This is a genomic window from Pseudomonas sp. TAA207 (assembly GCF_001529285.1).
In the GTDB taxonomy this organism is placed as follows: Bacteria; Pseudomonadota; Gammaproteobacteria; order Pseudomonadales; family Pseudomonadaceae; genus Aquipseudomonas; species Aquipseudomonas weihenstephanensis.
The window spans coordinates 82,317-104,049 of the sequence record NZ_LLWJ01000063.1; the positions used below are offsets into that span (position 1 = coordinate 82,317).

At 56.5% G+C, this 21,733-nt stretch carries 27 protein-coding genes; 11 read left to right on the forward strand and 16 right to left on the reverse strand.

Annotation, left to right across the window (positions count from 1 at the left end; all coding sequences use genetic code 11):
- Positions 1 to 64 precede the first annotated feature (64 nt).
- Positions 65 to 1,063: a glutathione S-transferase family protein gene (locus AP059_RS09340; protein WP_059762970.1), complete on the forward strand. Its 999-nt coding sequence runs from the start codon at positions 65 to 67 to the stop codon at positions 1,061 to 1,063.
- A gap of 78 nt (positions 1,064 to 1,141) precedes the next feature.
- Positions 1,142 to 1,369, forward strand: coding sequence for a YheU family protein (locus AP059_RS09345; protein WP_059762971.1), 228 nt, complete (start codon positions 1,142 to 1,144; stop codon positions 1,367 to 1,369).
- Here the strand turns inward: AP059_RS09345 and csrA are convergent.
- A complete protein-coding gene (gene csrA / locus AP059_RS09350) occupies positions 1,366 to 1,569 on the reverse strand; it encodes a carbon storage regulator CsrA (protein WP_059762972.1) in 204 nt (67 codons plus the stop codon). The genes AP059_RS09345 and csrA overlap by 4 nt on opposite strands.
- Before the next feature lie 173 nt (positions 1,570 to 1,742).
- Positions 1,743 to 2,075, reverse strand: a complete 333-nt coding sequence (locus AP059_RS09355; RefSeq protein WP_048366150.1) for a YnfA family protein — start codon at positions 2,073 to 2,075, stop codon at positions 1,743 to 1,745.
- Between the two features lie 205 nt (positions 2,076 to 2,280).
- Between AP059_RS09355 and AP059_RS21985 the strand changes: the two genes are divergently transcribed.
- Positions 2,281 to 2,433: a DUF3309 family protein gene (locus AP059_RS21985; RefSeq protein WP_047294031.1), complete on the forward strand. Its 153-nt coding sequence runs from the start codon at positions 2,281 to 2,283 to the stop codon at positions 2,431 to 2,433.
- 70 nt (positions 2,434 to 2,503) lie between these two features.
- Here the strand turns inward: AP059_RS21985 and AP059_RS09360 are convergent, their stop codons facing one another.
- The 5 genes from AP059_RS09360 to AP059_RS09380 all read right to left on the reverse strand — a co-directional run bounded on the left by AP059_RS09360 (position 2,504) and on the right by AP059_RS09380 (position 7,400).
- Entirely contained in the window at positions 2,504 to 4,582 is a 2,079-nt protein-coding gene (locus AP059_RS09360) for an LTA synthase family protein (protein ID WP_059762973.1), read from the reverse strand.
- Between the two features lie 330 nt (positions 4,583 to 4,912).
- A complete protein-coding gene (speE, locus tag AP059_RS09365; RefSeq protein WP_059762974.1) occupies positions 4,913 to 5,788 on the reverse strand; it encodes a polyamine aminopropyltransferase in 876 nt (291 codons plus the stop codon).
- Between the two features lie 202 nt (positions 5,789 to 5,990).
- On the reverse strand, positions 5,991 to 6,182 hold the full coding sequence (locus AP059_RS09370) for a PLDc N-terminal domain-containing protein (protein WP_048366153.1): 192 nt from the start codon (positions 6,180 to 6,182) through the stop codon (positions 5,991 to 5,993).
- Positions 6,183 to 6,265: 83 nt separating this feature from the next.
- Complete coding sequence (locus AP059_RS09375; protein WP_059762975.1) at positions 6,266 to 6,796, reverse strand: hypothetical protein; 531 nt, start codon at positions 6,794 to 6,796, stop codon at positions 6,266 to 6,268.
- Between the two features lie 70 nt (positions 6,797 to 6,866).
- On the reverse strand, positions 6,867 to 7,400 hold the full coding sequence (locus tag AP059_RS09380) for an ankyrin repeat domain-containing protein (protein WP_059762976.1): 534 nt from the start codon (positions 7,398 to 7,400) through the stop codon (positions 6,867 to 6,869).
- 325 nt (positions 7,401 to 7,725) lie between these two features.
- Between AP059_RS09380 and AP059_RS09385 the strand changes: the two genes are divergently transcribed.
- Complete coding sequence (locus AP059_RS09385) at positions 7,726 to 8,004, forward strand: DUF3509 domain-containing protein (RefSeq protein WP_048366189.1); 279 nt, start codon at positions 7,726 to 7,728, stop codon at positions 8,002 to 8,004.
- 83 nt (positions 8,005 to 8,087) lie between these two features.
- On the opposite strand, the gene mtnC is transcribed toward AP059_RS09385, so the two are convergent.
- The 5 genes from mtnC to aroC all read right to left on the reverse strand — a co-directional run bounded on the left by mtnC (position 8,088) and on the right by aroC (position 12,314).
- Positions 8,088 to 8,771 carry an acireductone synthase gene (gene mtnC, locus AP059_RS09390; protein WP_059762977.1) on the reverse strand — a complete coding sequence of 228 codons (684 nt, stop codon included), beginning with the start codon at positions 8,769 to 8,771 and terminating at the stop codon, positions 8,088 to 8,090.
- A gap of 9 nt (positions 8,772 to 8,780) precedes the next feature.
- Entirely contained in the window at positions 8,781 to 9,326 is a 546-nt protein-coding gene (locus AP059_RS09395; RefSeq protein WP_059762978.1) for a 1,2-dihydroxy-3-keto-5-methylthiopentene dioxygenase, read from the reverse strand.
- A 96-nt stretch (positions 9,327 to 9,422) separates the two neighbouring features.
- Positions 9,423 to 10,043, reverse strand: a complete 621-nt coding sequence (locus AP059_RS09400; protein ID WP_059762979.1) for a methylthioribulose 1-phosphate dehydratase — start codon at positions 10,041 to 10,043, stop codon at positions 9,423 to 9,425.
- A complete protein-coding gene (locus tag AP059_RS09405; protein ID WP_059763065.1) occupies positions 10,040 to 11,188 on the reverse strand; it encodes an MFS transporter in 1,149 nt (382 codons plus the stop codon). Before AP059_RS09405 ends, AP059_RS09400 begins: the two co-directional genes overlap by 4 nt.
- Positions 11,189 to 11,222: 34 nt before the next feature.
- A complete protein-coding gene (aroC, locus tag AP059_RS09410; protein WP_059762980.1) occupies positions 11,223 to 12,314 on the reverse strand; it encodes a chorismate synthase in 1,092 nt (363 codons plus the stop codon).
- Between the two features lie 142 nt (positions 12,315 to 12,456).
- Between aroC and AP059_RS09415 the strand changes: the two genes are divergently transcribed.
- Both AP059_RS09415 and AP059_RS09420 read left to right on the forward strand, forming a co-directional pair.
- Entirely contained in the window at positions 12,457 to 13,422 is a 966-nt protein-coding gene (locus AP059_RS09415) for an alpha/beta hydrolase (protein WP_059762981.1), read from the forward strand.
- A 97-nt stretch (positions 13,423 to 13,519) separates the two neighbouring features.
- The gene (locus AP059_RS09420; protein ID WP_059762982.1) at positions 13,520 to 14,311 is read left to right on the forward strand and encodes a hypothetical protein; all 792 of its coding nucleotides are present in this window, start codon (positions 13,520 to 13,522) and stop codon (positions 14,309 to 14,311) included.
- Positions 14,312 to 14,483: 172 nt separating this feature from the next.
- On the opposite strand, the gene prmB is transcribed toward AP059_RS09420, so the two are convergent.
- The gene (gene prmB, locus AP059_RS09425) at positions 14,484 to 15,392 is read right to left on the reverse strand and encodes a 50S ribosomal protein L3 N(5)-glutamine methyltransferase (protein ID WP_048366163.1); all 909 of its coding nucleotides are present in this window, start codon (positions 15,390 to 15,392) and stop codon (positions 14,484 to 14,486) included.
- A 261-nt stretch (positions 15,393 to 15,653) separates the two neighbouring features.
- Here prmB and AP059_RS09430 point away from each other — a divergent pair, with 261 nt between their 5' ends.
- The 3 genes from AP059_RS09430 (at position 15,654) to AP059_RS09440 (ending at position 17,334) form a co-directional block, all read left to right on the forward strand.
- Positions 15,654 to 16,244, forward strand: a complete 591-nt coding sequence (locus AP059_RS09430) for a cysteine hydrolase family protein (RefSeq protein WP_048366164.1) — start codon at positions 15,654 to 15,656, stop codon at positions 16,242 to 16,244.
- 148 nt (positions 16,245 to 16,392) lie between these two features.
- Positions 16,393 to 16,713 (forward strand): hypothetical protein, encoded by a 321-nt coding sequence (locus tag AP059_RS09435; RefSeq protein ID WP_059762983.1) that lies wholly within the window; start codon positions 16,393 to 16,395, stop codon positions 16,711 to 16,713.
- Between the two features lie 63 nt (positions 16,714 to 16,776).
- Positions 16,777 to 17,334 carry a Smr/MutS family protein gene (locus tag AP059_RS09440; RefSeq protein WP_059762984.1) on the forward strand — a complete coding sequence of 186 codons (558 nt, stop codon included), beginning with the start codon at positions 16,777 to 16,779 and terminating at the stop codon, positions 17,332 to 17,334.
- A 22-nt stretch (positions 17,335 to 17,356) separates the two neighbouring features.
- Here AP059_RS09440 and AP059_RS09445 read toward each other — a convergent pair whose 3' ends face one another.
- Positions 17,357 to 18,511 carry a lysozyme inhibitor LprI family protein gene (locus tag AP059_RS09445; RefSeq protein WP_059762985.1) on the reverse strand — a complete coding sequence of 385 codons (1,155 nt, stop codon included), beginning with the start codon at positions 18,509 to 18,511 and terminating at the stop codon, positions 17,357 to 17,359.
- Positions 18,512 to 18,788: 277 nt separating this feature from the next.
- Here AP059_RS09445 and folE point away from each other — a divergent pair, with 277 nt between their 5' ends.
- Together folE and AP059_RS09455 are read left to right on the forward strand one after the other, a co-directional pair.
- Positions 18,789 to 19,334, forward strand: a complete 546-nt coding sequence (folE, locus tag AP059_RS09450; protein WP_048366310.1) for a GTP cyclohydrolase I FolE — start codon at positions 18,789 to 18,791, stop codon at positions 19,332 to 19,334.
- Between the two features lie 98 nt (positions 19,335 to 19,432).
- On the forward strand, positions 19,433 to 19,804 hold the full coding sequence (locus tag AP059_RS09455; RefSeq protein WP_059762986.1) for a glutaredoxin family protein: 372 nt from the start codon (positions 19,433 to 19,435) through the stop codon (positions 19,802 to 19,804).
- An 86-nt stretch (positions 19,805 to 19,890) separates the two neighbouring features.
- Here AP059_RS09455 and AP059_RS09460 read toward each other — a convergent pair whose 3' ends face one another.
- Together AP059_RS09460 and AP059_RS09465 are read right to left on the reverse strand one after the other, a co-directional pair.
- Entirely contained in the window at positions 19,891 to 20,493 is a 603-nt protein-coding gene (locus AP059_RS09460; protein WP_059762987.1) for a glutathione S-transferase family protein, read from the reverse strand.
- 11 nt (positions 20,494 to 20,504) lie between these two features.
- Entirely contained in the window at positions 20,505 to 21,671 is a 1,167-nt protein-coding gene (locus AP059_RS09465) for an aminotransferase-like domain-containing protein (protein WP_048366307.1), read from the reverse strand.
- Positions 21,672 to 21,733 lie beyond the last annotated feature (62 nt).

Consider the following 21,733-nt stretch of genomic DNA (forward strand, 5'->3'; position numbering starts at 1 on the left):
GCGCTATTTGTTCGAACTCAAGCCTCTAGACTGACCTCCAAAGCAAAACTGCCAGGAGCAACTCATGGGCTTATTGATTGATGGACAGTGGCACGACCAGTGGTACAAGAGCAGCAAAGACGGCGCCTTCCAGCGCGAACAGGCGCAACGTCGAAACTGGATCACCCCTGACGGCTCGCCTGGCCCGACGGGGGTGGGTGGCTTTAACGCCGAGGCCGGGCGCTATCACTTATACGTGTCACTGGCCTGCCCATGGGCGCATCGCACCCTGATTACCCGCCAGCTCAAGGGCCTTGAATCACTCATTGGCGTATCGGTGGTCAGTTGGTTGATGCTGGAAAACGGCTGGACCTTTGACACATCTTTTGGCGCCAGCGGCGATCACTTGAACGCCCTTAGTTACTTGCATCAGCTGTATACACTCGACACCCCCGATTACAGCGGACGCGTGACAGTCCCCGTGCTGTGGGACACCCAGCAGCAATGCATCGTCGGCAACGAGTCTGCTGACATCATTCGAATGTTTAATAGCGCCTTTGATTCCCTCACCGCCAACACACTGGATTTGTATCCCCAGTCCTTGGCCTTACAGGTGGACCACTGGAATCAAAGGATCTACCCGGCGCTTAACAACGGCGTCTATCGAGCAGGGTTTGCGACCTCACAATCAGCCTATGAGCAGGCCTTCGACGACGTGTTTGCTGAACTTGAACACCTCGAAGCCCATCTTTCGAAACATCGCTACCTGGCGGGCGAGTACCTGACCGAAGCAGACATCCGGCTGTTCACAACCCTGATCCGCTTTGACGCGGTGTACCACGGCCACTTCAAGTGCAATGAGCAAAGGATTACGGACTACTCAAACCTGTCCAATTGGCTACGCGAGCTGTATCAATGGCCCGGCGTTGCAAGCACCGTGGACTTCACCCACATCAAAAGCCATTACTACGCAAGTCATCGCACCCTGAACCCCACGGGTATCATTCCCAAAGGCCCCGCCCTGCACCTGGCCGTCGAACACGATCGCAGTCGCTTAAAAGGCCAGGGGATATTTACCAAATGACCGTTTACATACACGTCAGCACTGGCACCACACGTCGGGTGCCAGTAGCATCGCCAGCATTGATCAAGAGAACCCTCCATGCTTATCCCTTACGACCAGCTTGAAGCCGATACCCTGACCCACCTTATCAAAGATTTTGTCAGTCGCGATGGCACCGATAACGGAGATGACACCTCCCAGGAGACACGCACTCTGCGAGTGCGCCAAGCACTGGGCAAAGGCCAGGCGGTGATTTTTTTTGATCTTGAAAGTCAGCAATGTCTATTGCTGCCCAAGCATGCAGTGCCCAAAGAGTACTTTGATTAACGCTTGCCCAAAGGGCTGATCGGTAACCGCCCGCCTTGTTCGTTTCGGATGCGCTCGTAAATTTCCGAACGATGAACACTGACTTCCTTGGGGGCCTCGATGCCCAGGCGTACATGGTTACCGTTGACCGCAATAATCCGCACAGTAATGTCTTGATTGATAGAAATGTATTCGCCGACGGCGCGGCTCAGAATCAGCATGGCTCTCATCCTGCAAGAAAGGTGGCCACAAAGACTGCAACGCGCAATAACCTCCTTCAATCCCTACAATAAAAATCAGTAGCGACCTACTAATCACACATCTAATTCCTACAACAAAAAACATCATTGCCTACGCGGCACAGCGATAAATCACGCAATCAGACGAATTCAGCTCAAGAACTCGACACTCGCGGCCCCAACAAAATGATGGTCGCGCCTATTACGCACAATCCAACACCCACCCAATCCGAGGCCAAAGGCCTGACTCTTTCCACGGCCGCCAGCCAGGCAATGGATGTGACGATATAGATTCCACCGTACGCGGCATACGCCCGTCCTGCATAAACAGCTTCTACTTTGGTCAAGAGCAGCGCGAACAGGGTGAGACTCAATACAGCCGGCACAATCCACCACGCACTCTTACCCTGCCTTAACCACATCCAAAACCCATAACACCCGGCAATCTCAAACAGGGCAGCCAAAAAAAACCAGACGTAATTGAGCATGATTAATCTCTGAGCATGAGCAAACGCGCACCCTACCCGCGGATCTACCAGCGGGCAATACCTGAGCGCGGCAATCAACTTAAATAAGTTTGAATTAATCCCCAGTCGCAGCAGTCGGACTTTATAAGCACTGCCTGGCCTTGTTTCTCAAGCAGCGCCCTGCACCCCTTGCTTGTTGCTTGATCTCATTAATAAGGAACTCACCATGACCACCATCCTTCTCATCGTCCTGATCCTGCTGCTGGTCGGCGGGCTGCCTGTGTTTCCTCACTCTAAAAGCTGGGGTTACGGTCCCTCAGGGATTATTGGTGCCGTGCTGGTCGTACTCTTGATTCTCTTATTGCTTGGCAAGATCTAGCCCTGTTAAAAGCCGGCTCGACGCGCAATAAAAAAGAGGCCCTGGGGCCTCTTTTTTATTGCTTCATGACTTACTTCGGATCTGCAACACCCGCCGTGTTATCGAGCAAACTTTTGGTCGCGGTCTGCAAGAACGACTCAAGTTTTTGCTTGAGTTCGGCTTCGTCTGGCGAACCGGTCACGACCTTGGCTTCGGGGTTGGCGCCCAATGTGTATTGCCACACTTTGGCCGGCATCTCCTTGGGTTGAACCAGCAAGTGATCGCCGCTAATGATAGCCACCGTCTGATCGCTACCCGACGGTTTGATCACACCACTGCCTTTATCGCCTTCAGGCAAGGTCAACAAGTCACGGCCCCAGCACTGTTGGCGGAACTCGCCACCCAGACGGCCCATGATGGTCGGCACGATGTCGACTTGAGTGCCCACGATGTCGCTGCGCGGACCAAATTTCTCCTGGATACCCGGGCCAATCAACAGCAACGGCACGTTGAAGCGTCCCAGGTCCATCTCTGAAATCTGCTGTTCGTTACCGAAGCCGTGGTCGCCCACAACGACAAACAGGGTTTCCTTGAAATACGGCTCCTTGCGGGCCTTCTCAAAGAACTGACCCAATGCCCAGTCCGAGTAACGCATGGCGGTCAGATGTTCATTCAGCGAACCACGGTCCGTCACCGGCTCAACCGGCAACGGTGTCGGCAGCGCGTACGGCGTGTGGTTGGACAGCGTTTGCAGCAAGGCATAGAAAGGCTCTTTGCCTTCACGCTTTTTCAGCTCCTCAAGCCCGCGGTTAAACATGTCCTGATCGGACACGCCCCACGTAGGATCTGAGAACACCGGATCAACGAAATCGTTACGACCTACGAAGGTGGTCATACCCTGATTACTGAAGAAACCGGATTGGTTGTCCCACGCGAAATCACCGTTGTACACATACACGTCATCAAATTTGCGTGCGCTGAGCAACTCAGGCAAACCCGACAACTTGTGGCTGCCTTCCGGGGTTTGCATCAGGTATTCAAAGCCTGGCAAGTTCGGGAAGCACGCCATCGTGGCAAACATACCCTGATGGGTGTGGGTGCCATTGGAGAAGAAGCGATCGAACAACAGACCTTCTTTCGACAGTTGGTCGAAGTACGGCGTGATGTTGCCTGGACGGCCCAGCGCGCCAACCGAATGGCCAGCAAAACTTTCCATCAAGATGACCACAACGTTCTTGATCGGCAGCGTTTTTTCGGCCGGTGGCGTGGTGTCACGGCGTACAGGGGCGGTGTCCGGGTCGACCAGCTTGTCGTTATCGGTCAGCAACATTTCACGCACGGTGCTCACGGCGACCGGGTCTTCCAGGGTTGCTTTCCAGATGTTGGTGCGCTCGTCAGAAAAACGGCTTTTCGCAGCAGCGATCAACGAGAGCGAGCCATTGAGGCCCAACTGGTTAGCGAAGTTGGAATCAGTTGTGTAGGCATCGCCCCAACGCAGCGGAGGGCCTTGGCGCAGAGTGCCGCGAGCCGCCACCACACACACCAACAGCACCACGACGAAGACAGCAATGCGTGTATACCAGGGAGCCGCAGCGCGAATAGCGCCCGTACCCGCGGCCGGCAGTTGCGGACGTGTGACCCGATCTGCAGCACGAAAGGCGAAATACAACACCACGGTGCCCACGGCCCACGCCAACATGTAGCGCACCACAGGGAAGCCATACCAGAGCATGCTCATGACCGTTTTAGGGTCTTCTTTCACATACTGGAACACCAGACCGTTCAACCGTTGATGAAACTCACGGTAGAAGTCCATTTCCATCAGGCCCAAAAACAGTGCCAGGCTAGAGGCCGCAGTCAACCAGAAGCGCATTACACCACGCTGGACCATTGCCTTGACGCTGAGCAAGGCCAGCAGCAGAGGAATGCTGAGATACACCACGATGCGCAGGTCAAAGCGCAGGCCGTTCGCGAACGCTTCCAAAAAAGTCGACGCCGGGGTGTCGAGGATCATTTCCCGGTTGTAAACCAGCAATGCAACCCGAAGCAGGGTAAACATCACCATCATGACCAACGCGCACAACAGCGTAAAAGCCAGATGCGATTTAACGGTTGGTTGCAACACACGCGTTCCAGCGTGCTGTTGTCTTAGGGCGTCCGGGTTTGCCATGTCGTTTTAGGACCCATTGGTTCAGTTGGTATGACGTGGATTGCGCATCGCCCCGCCAGGGCAACAACACCCTGAAGTACGGGCGTGGCGGGTCATGCACGGTGGGCAAATGTTGCACGATCATCCGTGGTTTTCCACTGATGGCGTACTTTTATAACGTAGAGCGCGGCAGCCTCTGACTTGAAAGCCTCAACCCAGAGCCTTGTAAGCCGTTATTGGTGCATAAAATGCGAGCGCGAATTCTCTTAAATGGAACGTGAAAATTTCGTTCAAAGCATAATTTGAAACAAAAGAAAGGGCCTTTCGGCCCTTTCCTATATTCAGACGGCTTTAATCGTTGCTGGGCTTGTTCACGGCCTGCAACACGTATTGTGGCAACGCGAAAGCACCAAGATGGATTTCAGGGTTGTAGTAGCGCGTCACAATACCGCTACCTGCAAACCGCTGACGCAGGGTGTCCAGTGACACCTTACGGTAAGCGTTGTCGGTCGAGCCCCAAGCAAACGTCATCGCCCCGCCGATGTAAGTCGGCACGGCCGCCTGATAGAAATGCCAGTCTGCAAACAGGCTGCGCAGACGACCCGCCGTGGTTTTGACTTCACCCAACTGCATGAACGGCGTGCCATTTTGCGTGACCAGAACCCCGCCTTCATTCAGGCACCGGTGGCAGGCCTCGTAGAAGTTTTCCGAGAACAACACTTCACCCGGCCCAATCGGGTCGGTGGAGTCGGAAATAATCACATCAAACTTTTCGTCGGTGGTGGCTACAAAACGCATGCCATCGTCGATTACCAGGTTCAGGCGTGGATCGTCATAGGCGCCTTTGGAATGGTTGGGCAAAAACTGCTTGCACATGTCCACCACGGTGCCATCGATCTCGACCATGGTGATGTGCTCAATACCCCGGTGCTTGGTCACTTCGCGCAACATGCCGCCATCGCCGCCGCCAATGATCAGCACACGTTTAACCGTGCCGTGGGCCAGGATCGGCACATGGGTGAGCATTTCGTGATAGATGAATTCGTCGGCTTCGGTGGTCTGAATAACGCCATCGAGCGCCATGACGCGGCCCATCACCGGATTTTCGAAAATCACCAGGTGCTGGTGATCGGTGCGCACTTCGTGCAACAGCTTGTCCATGCGAAAGCGCTGGCCATAGCCTTCATAAAGCGTTTCGAGATAGTCGGTTTTAAGCGCTTCGGTCATGGGAAGTCCCCTTGAATGCTGGTGGCAACGGACGGTCACCCGCCCATGATCGACAGTTGAACGGTGTGCCGCGACGGCACACACGTTCAATTGCCCAAGAAAGGCGCGCATTCTACGTCGAGGAACATGACAGGTCGAACCTTGACGCTGACAAACTCAATGAGCTGTCACGCTAGCAGGTGGCAGCTCACTGACAAACGGCTCAGATTCTGACATTGCCCCTTGGCCCCGCGATGGCCCAGATCACCAGGCCCAACACCGGCAGGAAGATGATGAGCAGTACCCAAAGGATTTTCATCCCGGTTTCGGCACCGCTTTTCAGCACGTTGATGATGGCCCAGATATCCAGAGCCAGAATGATCAGGCCAATCAGGCCGTTAAACGTGGAACCCATGATGACGCTCCTGAGTGAAGGGCTTGTTCACTTAGGATAGTCAGCCGTGGCCAGGGTTCCGTTATTTATTACAGGCCAATACTTCAGACGTGAACAGCCACTTTCAAGGCTTCCAGTGATGGCTCGGCGTGAATACCGACTTCACCACACAGTTCAAGCACGCGGGGTACGTCATTGCCATACACCAGCACCAGCTGAATCTCGTCGTCCAGCGGCTGGCTGAGGTTCATCAGCACATAACCGCCATTGTCCTTGTTCATGCTGCCCATCTGGATTTGAATCCGGTTCAGGGCTGTCAGGGCTTCGGTTTTGGCCAATTGCTTGGGTTTGATGTTGAAAGCAACACCCGGACCAAACGAAGCGACAATCTGCTCAAACAGATCCATGTACGTGTCGGCCTGAAACAATACCGTTTCAGGCAGGCTGCCGATCACGACCCATTCACCCAACGAAATCGGGAACGTGTCGTCGTAGTTAATATCTGGATTGGCTGCAAGAAACGCGTCTGGATCAGCGTAAGCCTGAGCTGCCTCGTCCGCGATTTTAGTAATGTCGTTTTCGTCCATGCACCCAGAGCTGATTTTGCTGATGAGTTCTACGAGAGCGGTTTTCATGGGCGAGGCCTGTCACAGGTAAATTTGAGGGCGCGCAGGATATATCAAATGCGCCCCTCAAGGCAGGCTATCAGCCCAACAGCTTCTCAAGTTGAGCGACTGTGTCGGTTGCGCCCATCGTTTTGGCGGCGTCCAGCGCAGTGATGCCATTGGCATCTTTGGCTTTGGGGTCTGCGCCTTTGCTGATCAGGTAATCAATGATCTCAGTGCGGTTAAACATGGCGGCCATCATCAGCGCGGTGCGGCCATCGAACGATGCGCCTTCCACTTGCGCGCCACCTTCAATGAGTGCTTTGACCATCGCCAGGTCACCTTTGAACGCAGCGCCAGCAATCGGACTTTGGCCGTTGTCGTTGCGCACCTCGGGATCAGCGTTGTGTTCAAGCAAGACTTTCACCGCATCCACATGCCCGTGGTAGCTGGCCAGCATCAACAGCGTGTCGCCCTTGTGATTGCGCAAGTTCGCCGGCAGACCATTGCTCAGCAAGGCGGCGAGCATCGCCGCATCGCCTTCGCGAGCCTTGTTGAAAACCTGCTCGGCAAATTCAGCCGCTTCTTCCGGGGTCATCTGCCGGGGTGAATCTGCGGGCTTGGTGTCGGACATTTAAGGCTCCAGGTGCGCTACAAAAAGAACGTAGTTTCCTGAGACCGGCAGGGCGTGTCATCCCTTTTTTGTTGAAGATGGCCATAGCCGTAATTTATCAAGCCACTGGCGCGGCTTAGCGCAGCCTTAGCCCGTAAACCAGCCTCCGACGAATGGGCAAAATGCAGGATGCACGATGGCCTTTCATGCAGAATGCACGATGAGTATCATTTTGATAAAACGTAAGCCATTGTTTTATAAGGGTTTTTTTAAACAGCAATAGTGGCACAATCACTGCAATACCTACTCCATGCAAGCCCTTCATGAGCTAATGGAGCTGAAAGACATGAGCCTGATTCAAGAAAAATTCGCATCCCTGTTCTCAAACCACACCGTCACCACCCAAGCCCGCCCGGATGGCGGTGTGTTGCTGACGTTGTGCGACAGTGATGGCAAACAGACCCAGCGCTCTATTTCTTATGCGCAATTGCACACCGCGGAACAACTGACTTGGGTTATCAGTGCGATTCGCCGTGACCTGGCAGGCCAAGCCAGCGAACTGCCCACCATTTCGTTGCTGCAAAGCCAGAACCGCTTTGCCCTGCCGACCTATCACAACGCCTGATCGCGCTGGATACGACAGACAGCAAAAAGCCAGCAACCGCGATAACGCGTTTGCTGGCTTTTTTACGCCTGGCTTACCGATACTCAGGGATGCGTCAAATCAATCTCGGCAAAACTTCTGACCGTGGTGTGGCCTTCAAGCTCTCCGCCTTCGCGAGCCAGCCCACAGGTCAGCATGCCCGCTTCCTGCGCAGCATCCAGCTCCTGGACAATATCGGACAGAAACAGGATTTTGCCCGCCGGACAGCCAATCGCTTCAGTGATATGCCGATACGATTGCGCGTCACGCTTGGGGCCTGACGTGGTGTCGAAATACCCGCTGAACAAAGGCCTCAGATCACCCGCCTCGGAACAACCGAAAATCAACTGCTGCGCCTGAATCGAACCTGACGAATACACATACAACTCATACCCCTGCTGGTGCCAGGCTTTAAGGGCTTGCACCGCATCAGGGTACACATGGCCTTTAAGTTCGCCCGTTTCATAACCTTGCTGCCAAATCATGCCTTGCAGCGCCTTGAGTGGCGTGGCTTTGCGATCCTCGGCAATCCACTGCTGCAAAATCTCGATCACCCGCTCTACATCGGCTTCTGGCTCCCCGCTGTCCAGGCGTACCGCACCCAATTGCATGGCCACGTCCGGGTCTTCGGCATGCGCACGCACGAATTCGGGCAGGTGTTTGGCCGCATAAGGGAACAACACATCGAATACGAAGCTGACCGCGCTGGTCGTGCCTTCAATATCGGTCAGGATGGCTTTGATCGGCATGTGAAATCCTTAGTCTTCGAGGCGCGGGAAGCGGTTGGCGATGTCCTCACCGGTAAAGTTCGCCACCCAGCCGTCAGGGTTATTGAACAGGCGAATCGCGATGAAATGCGGGTGCTCGCCCATGTCAAACCAATGCGGTGTGCCAGCGGGCACTGAGATCAAGTCGTTCTTTTCACACAACACCGCATACACATAGTCATCAATGTGCAACGTAAACAGACCACGTCCGGCAACAAAAAATCGTACTTCGTCTTCAGCATGGCGGTGTTCGTCAAGAAACTTGGCACGCAATTGGGCTTTTTGCGGATGGTCACTGTTGAGGCTGATGACATCGACGGTGAGGTAGCCACGCTCCGTCATCAATTGATCAATCTGCTGACGGTACGCACTGATCACTTGGTCCTGAGCGGCGCCAGGCTGTATCGGTGTGGCCGCTTGCCAACGATCAAAGCGCACGCCCTGCTCGGCCAGCGTCGCGGCGATGTCAGCAAAATGGGTCAGCACTTTATTGGGTAATTCGGGGCTTGAAACGTGATAAACGGACAGGCAGCTCATAGGGCGTAATTCCTCGGCTTGGGCACACTTGCGGCTTTTACAGGCCGTTGCGGCATACCCATCAATCAGGTGGGTGTGTGCTCGACGACGTCAACGTTAACGGTTAAGCACGGCGCGGGTCTTTAGCTCACATTCAAACAAGAATTCGAACGCTTCGATCTGGCGCAAAGCATCGCTCATGCACGCGCCCCAGGTATACAGGCCATGCCCGCGAATCAGATAACCGACACAGTCTGGATGCGCTTCAAGCCACGGCTGCACCTTGGCGGCCAGGCGCGGGATGTCTTGATCGTTATCAAAAATGGGCACCAGCACCTTCGACTCGTGGGTCGACACGCCGCTGAACGCCTTCTGCAGTTCGTAGTCCTCAAACTCGATACGGTCACCCGCCGTAATACGCGACAGTACCGTCGCGTTCACTGAATGGGTGTGCAACACCGCACCGATCTGCGGGTTCCAACTGTAAAGCTGGGTGTGCAGCAGGGTTTCAGCGGAGGGCTTTTTGCCCGGTTCAAGACTGTTACCGGCCAAATCTGTGGCCAATACATCCTCCAGGCCCAACTGCCCTTTGTGTTTACCCGACACGGTCAGCAGCGCTTTGCTGGCCGAGAGCCGGGTTGAGTAATTGCTGCTGGTGGCCGGCGACCAGCCGCGGCCATACAAAAAGCGCCCGGCGTTTATGATTTCCTGGCTCAGGTGTTCACGGGTAAGGCTCATGGCCTGTCCTCTTGCAGTCGAGTGGCAATGATAACGGCTGCGGCCAGCGCTGCGACGCTCGCCATACTAAAGGTGATAGTGGGCCCCAACGTGTTCCAGCTGTAACCGGCATACAGCGCGCCCATTGCGCCACCGATACCGGCCAGGGTGGCATACAAAGCTTGCCCCTGACCTTGCTGGCCCGGCCCGAAACTGCGCTGCACAAAAGTCATGGCTGCGGCATGAAAACTGCCGAAGGTCGCGGCATGCATCAGCTGCGCCAACAACAATGCCCCGACGTGGTCGGCGAACGAGCCGAGCAACAGCCACCGTGCGCTGGCCAACAAAAAGCTGACCATCAGAACGCGGCGCAGCGAAAAGCGCAGCAAAATGCGGCGCATGGCCATGAACATCAGCACTTCAGCCAGCACCCCCAGTGCCCACAGCAAACCGATGACACCGCGGCTGTAACCCAGCGACTCAAGGTGTAACGTCAAGAACGTGTAATACGGCCCGTGACTCATCTGCATCAGCGCGACACAGGCGTAAAACGCCAGCACACCGGGGCTGCGTAATTGCGCCACAAAGCCGCCCGCCAGGGGTTGGCGGCCCTCGCTTGAAGGTTGAGCATTGGGCACCCACAGGCTGCACAGCACAATCCCGGCCATCACCACGATCAGCGCGCCCGGGTAGACATCAAGGCTCAACCACTCAAATAGCCGACCTAAAATCACCACGGTCAGAATGAAGCCCACAGACCCCCATAAGCGGATCTGACTGTAACGCTCAGGCTGCTGACGCAAATGAGCGAATGTGATGACTTCAAATTGCGGCAACACTGCATGCCAGAAAAACGCATGCAACGCCATGACCAGCGCCAGCCACGCGTAGCTCTTGCTGACAAAGATCAGCGCAAAACTGAACAACGTACAGAGCGCGCCCAGCCGCACGATCAGCAAGCGTTTACCGGTGTAATCGCCGAGCCAGCCCCACAGGTTGGGGGCCACGCAGCGCATCAACATGGGGATGGCCACCAGCTCGCCGATTCGCGCACTGGAGAAACCCAGATGGTGGAAGTACAGCGCCAGAAAAGGCGCTGTGGCACCCAGCAAGGCGAAGTAAAAAAGATAGAAGCCAGACAGTCGCCAGTAAGGCAGAGGCGCCACCGTCGTCAGACCGTGGCGCTCAACAGGCTTTGCATTACAGCTGGCCCAGCACAGGCGTACTGACACGCACGTCGGCATTCTGACCGCGATGACGCAGCAAGTGATCCATCAGCACGATGGCCATCATGGCTTCGGCAATCGGCGTGGCACGAATGCCAACACAAGGGTCGTGACGACCTTTGGTGATGACATCAACCGGGTTGCCGTGCACATCAATCGAACGCCCCGGTGTGGTAATGCTCGACGTTGGCTTGAGGGCCAGGTGCGCAACGATGGGCTGACCCGAGGAGATCCCGCCCAAAATGCCACCCGCGTTATTGCTCAGGAAACCTTCTGGCGTCATCTCGTCGCGATGTTCGGTGCCGCGCTGGGCGACGCTGGCAAAACCGGCGCCGATCTCAATGCCTTTCACCGCGTTGATGCTCATCAGTGCGTGCGCCAGCTCGGCATCCAGACGGTCGAAAATCGGCTCGCCCAGGCCCGGAATCACGCCTTCTGCCACCACGGTGATTTTGGCCCCGACCGAGTCCTGATCACGGCGCAATTGGTCCATGTAGGCTTCAAGTTCCGGCACTTTGTCCGGGTCAGGGCTGAAAAACGCATTGTGCTCAACCGAGTCCCAGGTTTTGAAAGGGATTTCAATCGGGCCCAACTGGCTCATGTAGCCGCGAATCACAATGCCCTGCGTCGCCAGGTACTTTTTGGCGATAGCGCCGGCCGCCACGCGCATGGCGGTTTCGCGTGCCGAACTGCGACCGCCGCCACGGTAGTCGCGTTCGCCATATTTGTGGTGGTAGGTGTAGTCGGCATGCGCCGGACGAAACACGTCTTTGATGGCGGAGTAGTCCTTGGACTTCTGATCGGTGTTACGAATCAACAGGCCAATGGCGCAACCGGTGGTACGCCCCTCGAATACGCCAGAGAGGATTTCGACTTCGTCGGCTTCCTGGCGCTGCGTGGTGTGGCGGCTAGTGCCCGGTTTGCGGCGGTCCAGATCGAACTGCAAATCGTCAACAGACAGCTCAAGCCCGGGCGGGCAGCCATCAACAATGGCGACCAACGCCGGGCCATGGCTTTCGCCAGCGGTGGTGACAGTGAACAGCTTGCCGTAGGTATTGCCGGACATGCAGGGCGCTCCGTGAAAAACAGCCGATAAAACTCAGCCTGGATAACTAAGCGCGCCAGTATACGCAGGCTGTCCAAGTAGTTCATCCTCGAACCTTATTCATCCGGGTTTGTCCAACCGGCACTCAGTCAAAGATGGCGAAATGATGCTCAGGATTCTGCTCGTGGCAATAACCTTTTTCAGTGCCGTGGCCCACGCCGCAGCACCCAATGTGCTACTGCGCCCTATCGAACTGAACACCGCAAGTGGCACGCTGTATGGCTCACTGGTATTGCCCAAAAGCGACAAGCCCGTGCCGGTGGTGCTGATCATTGCAGGCTCCGGGCCTACGGATCGCGACGGCAATAACACGCAAGCCGGGCGCAACGACGGTTTGAAGAAACTGGCCTGGCGACTCGCGCAAAGCAACATTGCCAGCGTGCGCTTCGACAAACGCGGCATCGCCCAAAGCCTGCCAGCGGCGCCGGACGAACGCACGCTCACACTCGACCAATACGTGACCGATGCCGTGGCCTGGGGGCAACAGCTCAAGGCTGACCCACGTTTTGGTGATGTGTATGTGCTGGGGCACAGCGAAGGCGCGCTCATTGCCAGCCTGGCCGCACCGCGCATGGACGCAACCGGGGTTATTTCCATTGCCGGTACAGCGCGGCCCGTCGGCCAAGTACTGCGCGAACAATTGCAGCGTAACCACCTGCCCCCTTCCCTGCTGCAACGCAGTTTTGAACTGATCCACACATTGGAAGCCGCACGCACGGACGACAACGTGCCGCAAGCCCTGCAAGTGATCTTCAGGCCCAGCGTGCAGCCGTACCTGATCAGCCTGTTGCGCCACAACCCGGCCAAGGCCTTCGCTGCACTGACAATGCCCGCACTGATCATTCAGGGCACCCACGACATTCAGGTGGACGTCAACGATGCACGCTCACTCAAAGCCGCCAAGCCGGATGCCGATCTGACCTTGATCGATGGCATGAACCATGTGATGCGCATCGTACCGATGGACATGAAGCGCCAAATCCAGTCTTACAACGACCCGAACCAGCGCTTATCCAGCGAACTGGGGGACGCCATTGTGCGTTTCATCACTAAAGTGAGCACCCGCTGAGCCGTTAGCCCTCCAGTCCTGCGCATAACGGCCGATAAGGCTATGTCGGCAGCCTTTGTTTTGCCGACATACCGGGCTTGCACAGGATTCCGCCGTTATGAGCGACACCCCATCAAAATCCGCCGAGGCTCAAGAGCCGGCGACCCCCGAAGCGCCGCCGCTGCCTTGGGCTGACGTGCAACCCGAGCATTTCAAAATGCTACGGCTCGCGCCTTTGCAAACCGACCGCAACACCGGCGGTCGGCCGCTGCGTTTTGTGCAGTTCGGTTATGCCGAGCGCAACAACAAAGAGCGCAGCCTGTTGCGCATGAACATCTTGTTGCCCGGCCAGCGGGTGCGCAAAGAGCAAAACCAGCTCGACATTTGGGTCGACCACGAAACCCGGCGCGTGAGTATCAGCCCTGAGAGCGGCTTGCAGGTGGAGCCGTGGAATCGCGGCATCGGTCGCTTCCTGATGGCCCAGGCCATTTTATGGGCGCAGAAAAAATGGTCGACATACCGTGTCGACGCCATGGCACTGGCCAGCAAGGATGCCTTGAACGAAGACACCCGCCTGCGTCGTGACCATTTCTTGCGTATGCATGGCTTTGATGTGGTCTACGCCGACGCTCAGCATCTCAAAGCCAGCCTCGAAGACGTGCAGGTGGGTGAGCTGCTGAACAACTGGAACACCGAAAAAGTCCAGTTTGTGGAGATTCTGGAGGCCGCGCAAATGCTGCAACAGGCCGAACAGACCTTGCAGGAGCAGGAAGTCAAACTGCGCGAGAAAGAAGAAAAGGTCACTAAATACCAGCGCGAAGACACCGGTCTGCGTTTCACCATCACCTGCCTGGTGGCCTTTGCGGTGTTTCAGGCGGGGCTGCTGATCTGGATCGCCACGCACCGCTAATGCCCACTGAAATTGCGCAGTCATGCGGAGTCGCTACCGGGTAGCACAAGGCTGCGAGCGGGCGTAAAGCCGTTCACGCCAGTGTGAAGACACACTGGGTGATTGCCTTTACGACCGCTTTGCCGTCGATCGCAGCCTCGCGCTACTCGTCAACGGCTACAGCGCCTTGCCCTTACACCCGTGACGCAAACAACGCTTGATGATTGCGGCACTGCTCAGCGGTGAGCATGAACACGCCATGACCGCCGCGCTCAAAATCTAGCCACGCAAAATCGACTTCCGGGTACAGCGCCTCAACATGCACCTGGCTGTTGCCCACTTCGACAATCAACAAACCCTTCTCGGTCAAATGCTCACCCGCCTCGGCCAGCATGCGACGCACCAGATTCAGCCCATCATCGCCACAGGCCAGGCCCAGCTCTGGCTCGTGCTGATACTCAGCTGGCATGTCAGCAAAATCTTCGGCATCCACATACGGCGGATTGGACACGATCAAATCAAAACGCTGGCCCGGCAACCCGTCGAAACCGTCGCCCTGCACCGTGTACACACGCTCATCCACGCCATGACGCTCGATGTTTTGATTGGCCACCTCAAGCGCTTCGTACGAAAGATCCGCCAGCACCACCTCAGCGTTCTGAAACTCATAGGCGCAGGCAATACCGATGCAACCCGAGCCGGTGCACAAGTCAAGAATGCGTGCAGGCTCAGCCGCCAACCAAGGTTCAAAGCGTTTTTCGATGAGTTCGCCAATCGGCGAGCGTGGGATCAGCACGCGCTCGTCAACGATGAACGACATGCCGCAGAACCACGCCTCACCCAGCAAATAGGCGGTTGGCACACGCTCTTCAATGCGACGCTTGAGCAAATACTGAAGGTTTACCAGCTCATCATCTTCAAGACGGCAATCCAGATAGCTGTCAGCAATTTCCCACGGCAGGTTCAACGCGCCCAGCACCAATTGGCGGGCCTCGTCCCACGCATTGTCGGTGCCATGACCGAAGAACAGCTCTTCCCCATGAAAGTGGCTGACGGCCCAACGAATATGGTCGCGCAGAGTGCGCAGACGGGAAGTGATCAACGGTCTTACTCCTCAAAATCGACCGACGATTCTAACAGCCAAAACCCGACCCGGCCAAAGTTGTGCCCGGCGGTCACACCAAACGCCTCCCCTCACACGCCAAACTGAGCAAAATCGTTCTGTTTTATACATTTTTGAACCGCCAATTCAATGCTTGACTTGGCTACAGCCCAACAACCACGGCGTTTACAAGAATGGGCATTCACATAAACGCCCGGCCAGTGGAGAATGTCGCAAAAGCCCCACTCAAAGGAGCCCCGAATGTCAGCTTTAAAAACGATGTTTCAACTGACTGGACGCGGTTATGCCGCCGCCACTCTGAGCAACGCCAGCCTGTTGATCATCGATGCGCAAAACGAGTACCTGAGCGGCCCTCTGGCCCTGTCGGGCATGGACGCTGCCACCGCCAACATCGCCCTTCTGCTGGAGGCCGCCCGCAAGGCCAACCGCCCGGTGGTGCACATCCGTCACCTGGGCACGGTGGGCGGCATGTTCGACCCCCAAGGCGAACGCGGCGAATTCATCAAGGGCCTGGAACCCCAAGGTGATGAGGTGATCATCGAAAAACGCATGCCTAACGCGTTTAACGATACAGGTCTGCAAAAAACCCTTGAGCGACTGGGCTCGCTCGACGTAATTGTCTGCGGTTTCATGAGCCACTCCAGCGTCAGCACCACAGTGCGTGCCGCCAAGGATTACGGGCTTCGCTGCACCCTGGTCGAGGACGCCTGCGCCACCCGCGACCTGCCTACCCGAGACGGCATCATCCCGGCTGCCGAGGTGCAACGCACCGAGATGGCCATCATGAATGACAACTTCGCAACCCTCGCGCTCACTCAAAACCTGATTTGATCTGACGCCCTGCTGATAGGCGGCGCCTGCTAACCGCCTATCTGTAATACCAACTTCCTACATATCAAACACCTATTTCCGATTCCACTCCGGAACAAGATGCGAGTCTTCCTGTCGAAGGCCCGATACTCTTTAAGGAAAGATCGGAATGAAGATCTCCGATGGTTTTGATGCTCGTCGGTTACGTCCCAAAGGCCCCAGCCATTGGCGCTCACGCTTTATCTTGACGCTAGCGGCGCTGATCACGCTCTGTGGCTTGCTGATGGCACTGGCCGGTGTGGCGAGTGTGTTGGGCCGCCCTGCGGCCTTGAGTGAACTCAACGCCAACCCGGCCGGGGCTTCAGTGGTGCTGGGCATTGGCCTGCTAATCACTTGGCTGGGGATCTGGATGTGGCGCCGCCGTCGCCGTTACATGCGCCAGCCGCTGGGGCTGAACATGTCTGCACATTTAATGAAAAAGCACGATTAAGGCACATCCGCCGCACGCGGGTCGCCGACTTGGGTAAACTGGCGCCCCTTCGCGGAGGCTGACATGCAAGACGACGATTTTTCCCTGTTCAAAAACGAAATCCGCGGCGTGAAGCCGATCAAACATGATCGGGCTGATACCGGCAAACCCAAAGCTGACCGGGCACAATTGGCCAAGTTGCGGCAAAACGCGATTGTGCGTAGCAATGAGACGATCATTGACGGCTTGTCAGACCAGTTTGTGATTGATGTGGGACCCGAAGATCAACTGAGCTGGGCGCGCGATGGCGTGCAAGAAAGCCAGATGCGCAAGCTCAAACTGGGGCAGATCAGCTTTGAAGGCAGCCTTGACCTGCACGGCATGACCGTCGAAAAGGCCCGCGAAACCTTGTGGGAGTTTTTGAGCGAAGCCACCCGGCTCGAAGTGCGCTGCGTCCGCGTGACCCACGGCAAGGCGGTGCGCCTGGATGGCAAACGGCCGATGATCAAAAGCCACGTCAACACCTGGCTGCGCCAGCACTCACAGGTGTTGGGATTCTGCTCATGCCAGGCCAAACACGGCGGCGCAGGTGCGGTGTACGTAATGCTCAAACGCACCATGATGGAGGGTCGCGACGAATAAACGTCGCGACAAGGGCGCAGACTCAGGCGCCCAGCTCTTCTTTTCTCTTTTCAGACCAAGCGTGATCACACTCCGCACATTCATAGTCATAGCGATTGATCACAAAGGTCGTGCTCATAAAGCGCGTATTGGTGCCGCGTGAATTTTTTTCGTGCACTTTGATACGTCCCTTGAAGCGATCCATCTCCTTGTGCCCCGTGCAGTCAAAATTCAGCGATTTGCACGATGGGCAACGATGACGGATGAAACGGTGCCATACAAAACCACCCAAAATGGCCGCCAATAACAGCCCTGTCCAAAGCAACCACTGCCCGCGTGCCTGACTTTCTTGACGAAGTTGCGTTTGCTGGCGCTGCTCTTGTAAAGCGACGGCCTGCGCCTGCTCGCGCGCAAGCGTGGCTTGCTGCTCGGCCTGGGCTTGTAGTTGCTGAGCCTGGTGCCTGGCGCGTTGCTCGCCATTGGCCTGTGCAATCCAGTATTTGAAGCGCGGGATGCCGTCAATGACCTTTTGCATGGCCTCAGTGCGCAAACGGTAGGTCGAGTCCTGAGTGGGATCATTTTGCAAATTACGCTGCGCGTACCAGTTACGCGCTTCTTGCAGTTCGGCCATTTTTTGCTGCTCAAGCCGATACTTCAAATACTCAAAGTCGGCGTCATCCCACTGCAACACCGGCTTGCCAAACAACTTGGCCTGAGGATCACGCCAGGCTGACTCGCTCAATAGCCCCTGCACGTTATAAAAATACTTGGGATCAAACAGAATCGGGATCGGGTTATCGGCCGCCATCGCTGGAGCTGTCGGCGCAATGACCCGGGCCGCGACTGGAGCGGCAACTGGAGCGGCCGCGGGCACGCTTGAACTCACCCCGTTCAAAGCATCCAGTTGTTGCTGATAGGCTGCGGTCAAACACACCACGTTTGCCGAACACTGTTCACGCGGGCCTCTGAGCCACGCCAGTTGCCGACTTCTGACCTGAGGGTCCTGCGCAAGCGCCTGACGATAAGTGCGCGACAACTGCTCATCCAGTGCCGACAACGCCGGATTGCCACAAATGGCATATTCGACCTGGGTGCTGGCCTTGGTGCAGTCAAAACTGGCGGCGTTGCTGTGCGTCATGCCCACGCTGAAAAACAGTCCCGCCAACACCCGTGACGACCTGTGCAGTAATGCGTCCATGTCCGCTGTGCATCCTTGATCAAAAAGAGGGCCTGCCCGAATTGGCATCATTTAGCCATTAGGCGCGCATGCTATCGATTTCGCAGTGGGCAAACCAGATGCTCAGTTGCGAATACGCACTGCGCGTACACCCATCGCTCGACCTACGCTACTATGTGCGCCAAATGAAGTGCACCCCAAGTACCTGATCACCCTTCGCGGCACACACTTGCCGATGGGCGCCACCCAGGTACAGTCCACTCGATACCCCTTTGAAACCCACATGGAAAACAGCCCTGTGACATTGGAACAAAACTACACCGCCATCCTCGGTCAACTGGGCGAAGACGTCTCCCGTGAAGGCCTGCTCGACACGCCAAAGCGCGCAGCCAAAGCCATGCAGTACCTGTGCCGTGGCTATGAGCAAACCCTGGAAGAAGTCACCAACGGTGCCTTGTTCAGCTCGGACAACAGCGAAATGGTGCTGGTCAAGGACATCGAGTTGTATTCGCTGTGCGAGCACCACCTGCTGCCGTTTATCGGCAAGGCGCACGTGGCGTACATTCCGAGCGGCAAAGTGTTGGGCCTGTCGAAAGTGGCACGTATCGTCGATATGTATGCCCGCCGCCTGCAAATCCAGGAAAACCTCAGCCGTCAAATTGCCGATGCCGTGATGCAAGTCACGGGCGCCCTGGGCGTTGCGGTCGTGATCGAAGCCAAGCACATGTGCATGATGATGCGCGGTGTCGAGAAGCAGAATTCGTCGATGATCACCTCGGTGATGCTCGGCGAGTTCCGCGACAACGCTGCCACACGCAGCGAGTTCCTGAGCTTGATCAAGTAATACGTGTACAAAAAACCGGCGTTCATCGCCGGTTTTTTTTCGTCCGCCGAATTCAGGTAAGCTGCGGGCCTTATTTCTTGCCCCATGAGGCTTTTACTGTGTTTATCAAAGCGCTTCGCGTAGGCCTGGGTCAGTTGATCATCGCTGGCGACTTCATGACCCGCCCCAGTAAAAAACAACGCCCTGACGCTGCTCAGGCGCAGGTGGATCAAGCGGCCAAAAACCTGACCCTGTATCAGTTCCATGCCTGTCCGTTCTGCGTCAAAACCCGCCGTAACCTGCGCCGCTTGAACGTGCCGGTGGCGCTGCGGGATGCGAAAAACAATGAGCAGGATCGCCAGACCCTGCTGGAGCAAGGCGGCAAAATCAAAGTGCCGTGCTTGCGCATTGAAGAAGATGGCAAGACGACCTGGATGTACGACTCCAAGGTAATCATTGAGTACCTGAACAACCGTTTCGCCAACGTGTAACCCGCAAAACTCAGGCCTCGCCCGCCACTCCAGGGTTGGCGGATGTAAAAAAACCGGCACATGGCCGGTTTTTTTATTGCGCGGGTTTACCCCAGCATCGTCACGTGGTGCGGGTGACTGGCCACCCGCTGTAACCAGGCCTGAATACTCGGGTAAGCCCCAAGCTCAAAGCCGCCCTGATGGGCGACATGGGTGTAGGCATACAGCGTCACATCGGCAATCGAGTAGTGCTCGCCCACCAAATAGGGTGTGCGGGCCAACTGTTGCTCCATGACATCCAGCGCCTTGTAGCCGCGCTTTTGCAGGGCGCGGTACTCCTCAAGTCGCGCTTGCGGCAAACCCAGATAAAACTGGATAAACCGCGCCACCGCGATGTAAGGCTCATGACTGTATTGCTCGAAAAACTGCCATTGCAGCACCTGGGTGCGCAAGCGCGGCTCGGTCGGCAGGAACTCGCTGCCGTCCGCCAGGTAGTTGAGGATCGCGTTTGACTCCCACAAACACGTGCCGTCTTCAAGCTCCAGCACCGGCACTTTGCCGTTGGGGTTTTTCGCCAGAAATTGCGGGGTTTGGGTTTCGCCCTTGAGAATGTCCACCGCATGCCATTGGTATTCAAGCCCCAGCAAATGCAGCATCAGCTTGATTTTGTAGCAATTGCCCGAGTTGTAATCGCCATAAACCTTGAGCATCGCGACTCCTTTTACGCCGCCTGGGCGGCTTGTGCCTGACGAATAACATTAGCCAGGCGCTTAAGGCCCTCGTGCAAACGCGCAGGGTCGATGTGGCTGAAGTTCAGGCGCAGGCTGCCAACGTTCTGGTCCGGCTCGGCAAAGAACGGCTCGCCCGGCATGAATGCCACATTCTGCTCCAGCGCCGGCTTGAGCAAGGTACGGGTGTCAAACGGTTGCTTGAGGGTCAGCCAGAAAAACAATCCGCCCTGTGGCACCTGCCAATCGGCCAGATCCGCGAAGTGCTCTTGCAGCGCGGCTTGAAAACCATCACGGCGAATGCGGTAGAAGTCACGCAACTCGGCCAGGTGATTGCTCATTTTTTGCGTGCCGATCCACTGCAAGGCTTGCCATTGGCCCACACGGTTGGTGTGCAGGTCGGCGGATTGCTTGAGGCGCAGCAAATGCGGGTACAGGTCGGGGCTGGCAATCAAGAAACCGACGCGCAGACCGGGCAGCAAGGTTTTGGAAACGGTGCCGGTGTAGATCCAGCTGGCTTTTTTCAAACGGCTGACAATCGGCGTGGCGCTGCCACCGTCGAAGTTCAGCTCGCGGTACGGCTCGTCTTCGATCAGCGTCACGCCGAACTCGTCCAGCAAGGCTGCAACGGCATCGCGCTTGGCTTCGCTGTAACGCACGGCCGACGGGTTCTGGAACGTCGGGATCAGGTAGATGAAGGCGGGCGAATGTTGTTCCAGCTCGCTGCGCAGTGCGGCCAGGTCCGGGCCATCGGCTTGCAACGGAAAGCTCAGGCACTGCGCGCCGAACAATTGGAAAATTTGCAGCGCCGCCAGGTAAGTCGGGGCTTCGAGCATGATCTCGGTGCCCTTGTCGATGTACAGCTTGGCGGCCAGGTCGAGGGCTTGCTGCGAACCGCTGAGTACCATCACTTGGCTCGCGTCGCAGTCAACGCCCAGGGCGCGGGCCTCTTGGGCCAGCACTTCACGCAGCGCCGGTTCGCCTTCGCTCATGCCGTATTGGCCCATCGAGGCGGGCATGTCGGTCCAGTCGACTTTGGGCAGCATCGCTTCGGCCGGTAGACCGCCTGCAAAGGACATGACTTCCGGACGTTGGGCCGCAGCCAGAATTTCACGAATCAAAGAGCTTTTCAGGCGGGAAACACGTTCGGAGAAGGCCATACAGATCACCGGTAGCGGAAGTAATTGGAAATAAGTCAAACTGATTGACCGAAATTACGCCG

Excerpts from the sequence above, each read along its gene's own strand:
- AP059_RS09340 (WP_059762970.1), top strand. The coding sequence starts at position 65 with ATGGGCTTATTGATTGATGGACAGTGGCACGACCAGTGGTACAAGAGC.
- AP059_RS09345 (WP_059762971.1), top strand. The coding sequence starts at position 1,142 with ATGCTTATCCCTTACGACCAGCTTGAAGCCGATACCCTGACCCACCTT.
- csrA (WP_059762972.1), bottom strand. The coding sequence starts at position 1,569 with ATGCTGATTCTGAGCCGCGCCGTCGGCGAATACATTTCTATCAATCAA.
- AP059_RS09355 (WP_048366150.1), bottom strand. The coding sequence starts at position 2,075 with ATGCTCAATTACGTCTGGTTTTTTTTGGCTGCCCTGTTTGAGATTGCC.
- AP059_RS21985 (WP_047294031.1), top strand. The coding sequence starts at position 2,281 with ATGACCACCATCCTTCTCATCGTCCTGATCCTGCTGCTGGTCGGCGGG.
- AP059_RS09360 (WP_059762973.1), bottom strand. The coding sequence starts at position 4,582 with ATGGCAAACCCGGACGCCCTAAGACAACAGCACGCTGGAACGCGTGTG.
- speE (WP_059762974.1), bottom strand. The coding sequence starts at position 5,788 with ATGACCGAAGCGCTTAAAACCGACTATCTCGAAACGCTTTATGAAGGC.
- AP059_RS09370 (WP_048366153.1), bottom strand. The coding sequence starts at position 6,182 with ATGGGTTCCACGTTTAACGGCCTGATTGGCCTGATCATTCTGGCTCTG.
- AP059_RS09375 (WP_059762975.1), bottom strand. The coding sequence starts at position 6,796 with ATGAAAACCGCTCTCGTAGAACTCATCAGCAAAATCAGCTCTGGGTGC.
- AP059_RS09380 (WP_059762976.1), bottom strand. The coding sequence starts at position 7,400 with ATGTCCGACACCAAGCCCGCAGATTCACCCCGGCAGATGACCCCGGAA.
- AP059_RS09385 (WP_048366189.1), top strand. The coding sequence starts at position 7,726 with ATGAGCCTGATTCAAGAAAAATTCGCATCCCTGTTCTCAAACCACACC.
- mtnC (WP_059762977.1), bottom strand. The coding sequence starts at position 8,771 with ATGCCGATCAAAGCCATCCTGACCGATATTGAAGGCACGACCAGCGCG.
- AP059_RS09395 (WP_059762978.1), bottom strand. The coding sequence starts at position 9,326 with ATGAGCTGCCTGTCCGTTTATCACGTTTCAAGCCCCGAATTACCCAAT.
- AP059_RS09400 (WP_059762979.1), bottom strand. The coding sequence starts at position 10,043 with ATGAGCCTTACCCGTGAACACCTGAGCCAGGAAATCATAAACGCCGGG.
- aroC (WP_059762980.1), bottom strand. The coding sequence starts at position 12,314 with ATGTCCGGCAATACCTACGGCAAGCTGTTCACTGTCACCACCGCTGGC.
- AP059_RS09415 (WP_059762981.1), top strand. The coding sequence starts at position 12,457 with ATGATGCTCAGGATTCTGCTCGTGGCAATAACCTTTTTCAGTGCCGTG.
- AP059_RS09420 (WP_059762982.1), top strand. The coding sequence starts at position 13,520 with ATGAGCGACACCCCATCAAAATCCGCCGAGGCTCAAGAGCCGGCGACC.
- AP059_RS09430 (WP_048366164.1), top strand. The coding sequence starts at position 15,654 with ATGTCAGCTTTAAAAACGATGTTTCAACTGACTGGACGCGGTTATGCC.
- AP059_RS09435 (WP_059762983.1), top strand. The coding sequence starts at position 16,393 with ATGAAGATCTCCGATGGTTTTGATGCTCGTCGGTTACGTCCCAAAGGC.
- AP059_RS09440 (WP_059762984.1), top strand. The coding sequence starts at position 16,777 with ATGCAAGACGACGATTTTTCCCTGTTCAAAAACGAAATCCGCGGCGTG.
- AP059_RS09445 (WP_059762985.1), bottom strand. The coding sequence starts at position 18,511 with ATGGACGCATTACTGCACAGGTCGTCACGGGTGTTGGCGGGACTGTTT.
- AP059_RS09460 (WP_059762987.1), bottom strand. The coding sequence starts at position 20,493 with ATGCTCAAGGTTTATGGCGATTACAACTCGGGCAATTGCTACAAAATC.
- AP059_RS09465 (WP_048366307.1), bottom strand. The coding sequence starts at position 21,671 with ATGGCCTTCTCCGAACGTGTTTCCCGCCTGAAAAGCTCTTTGATTCGT.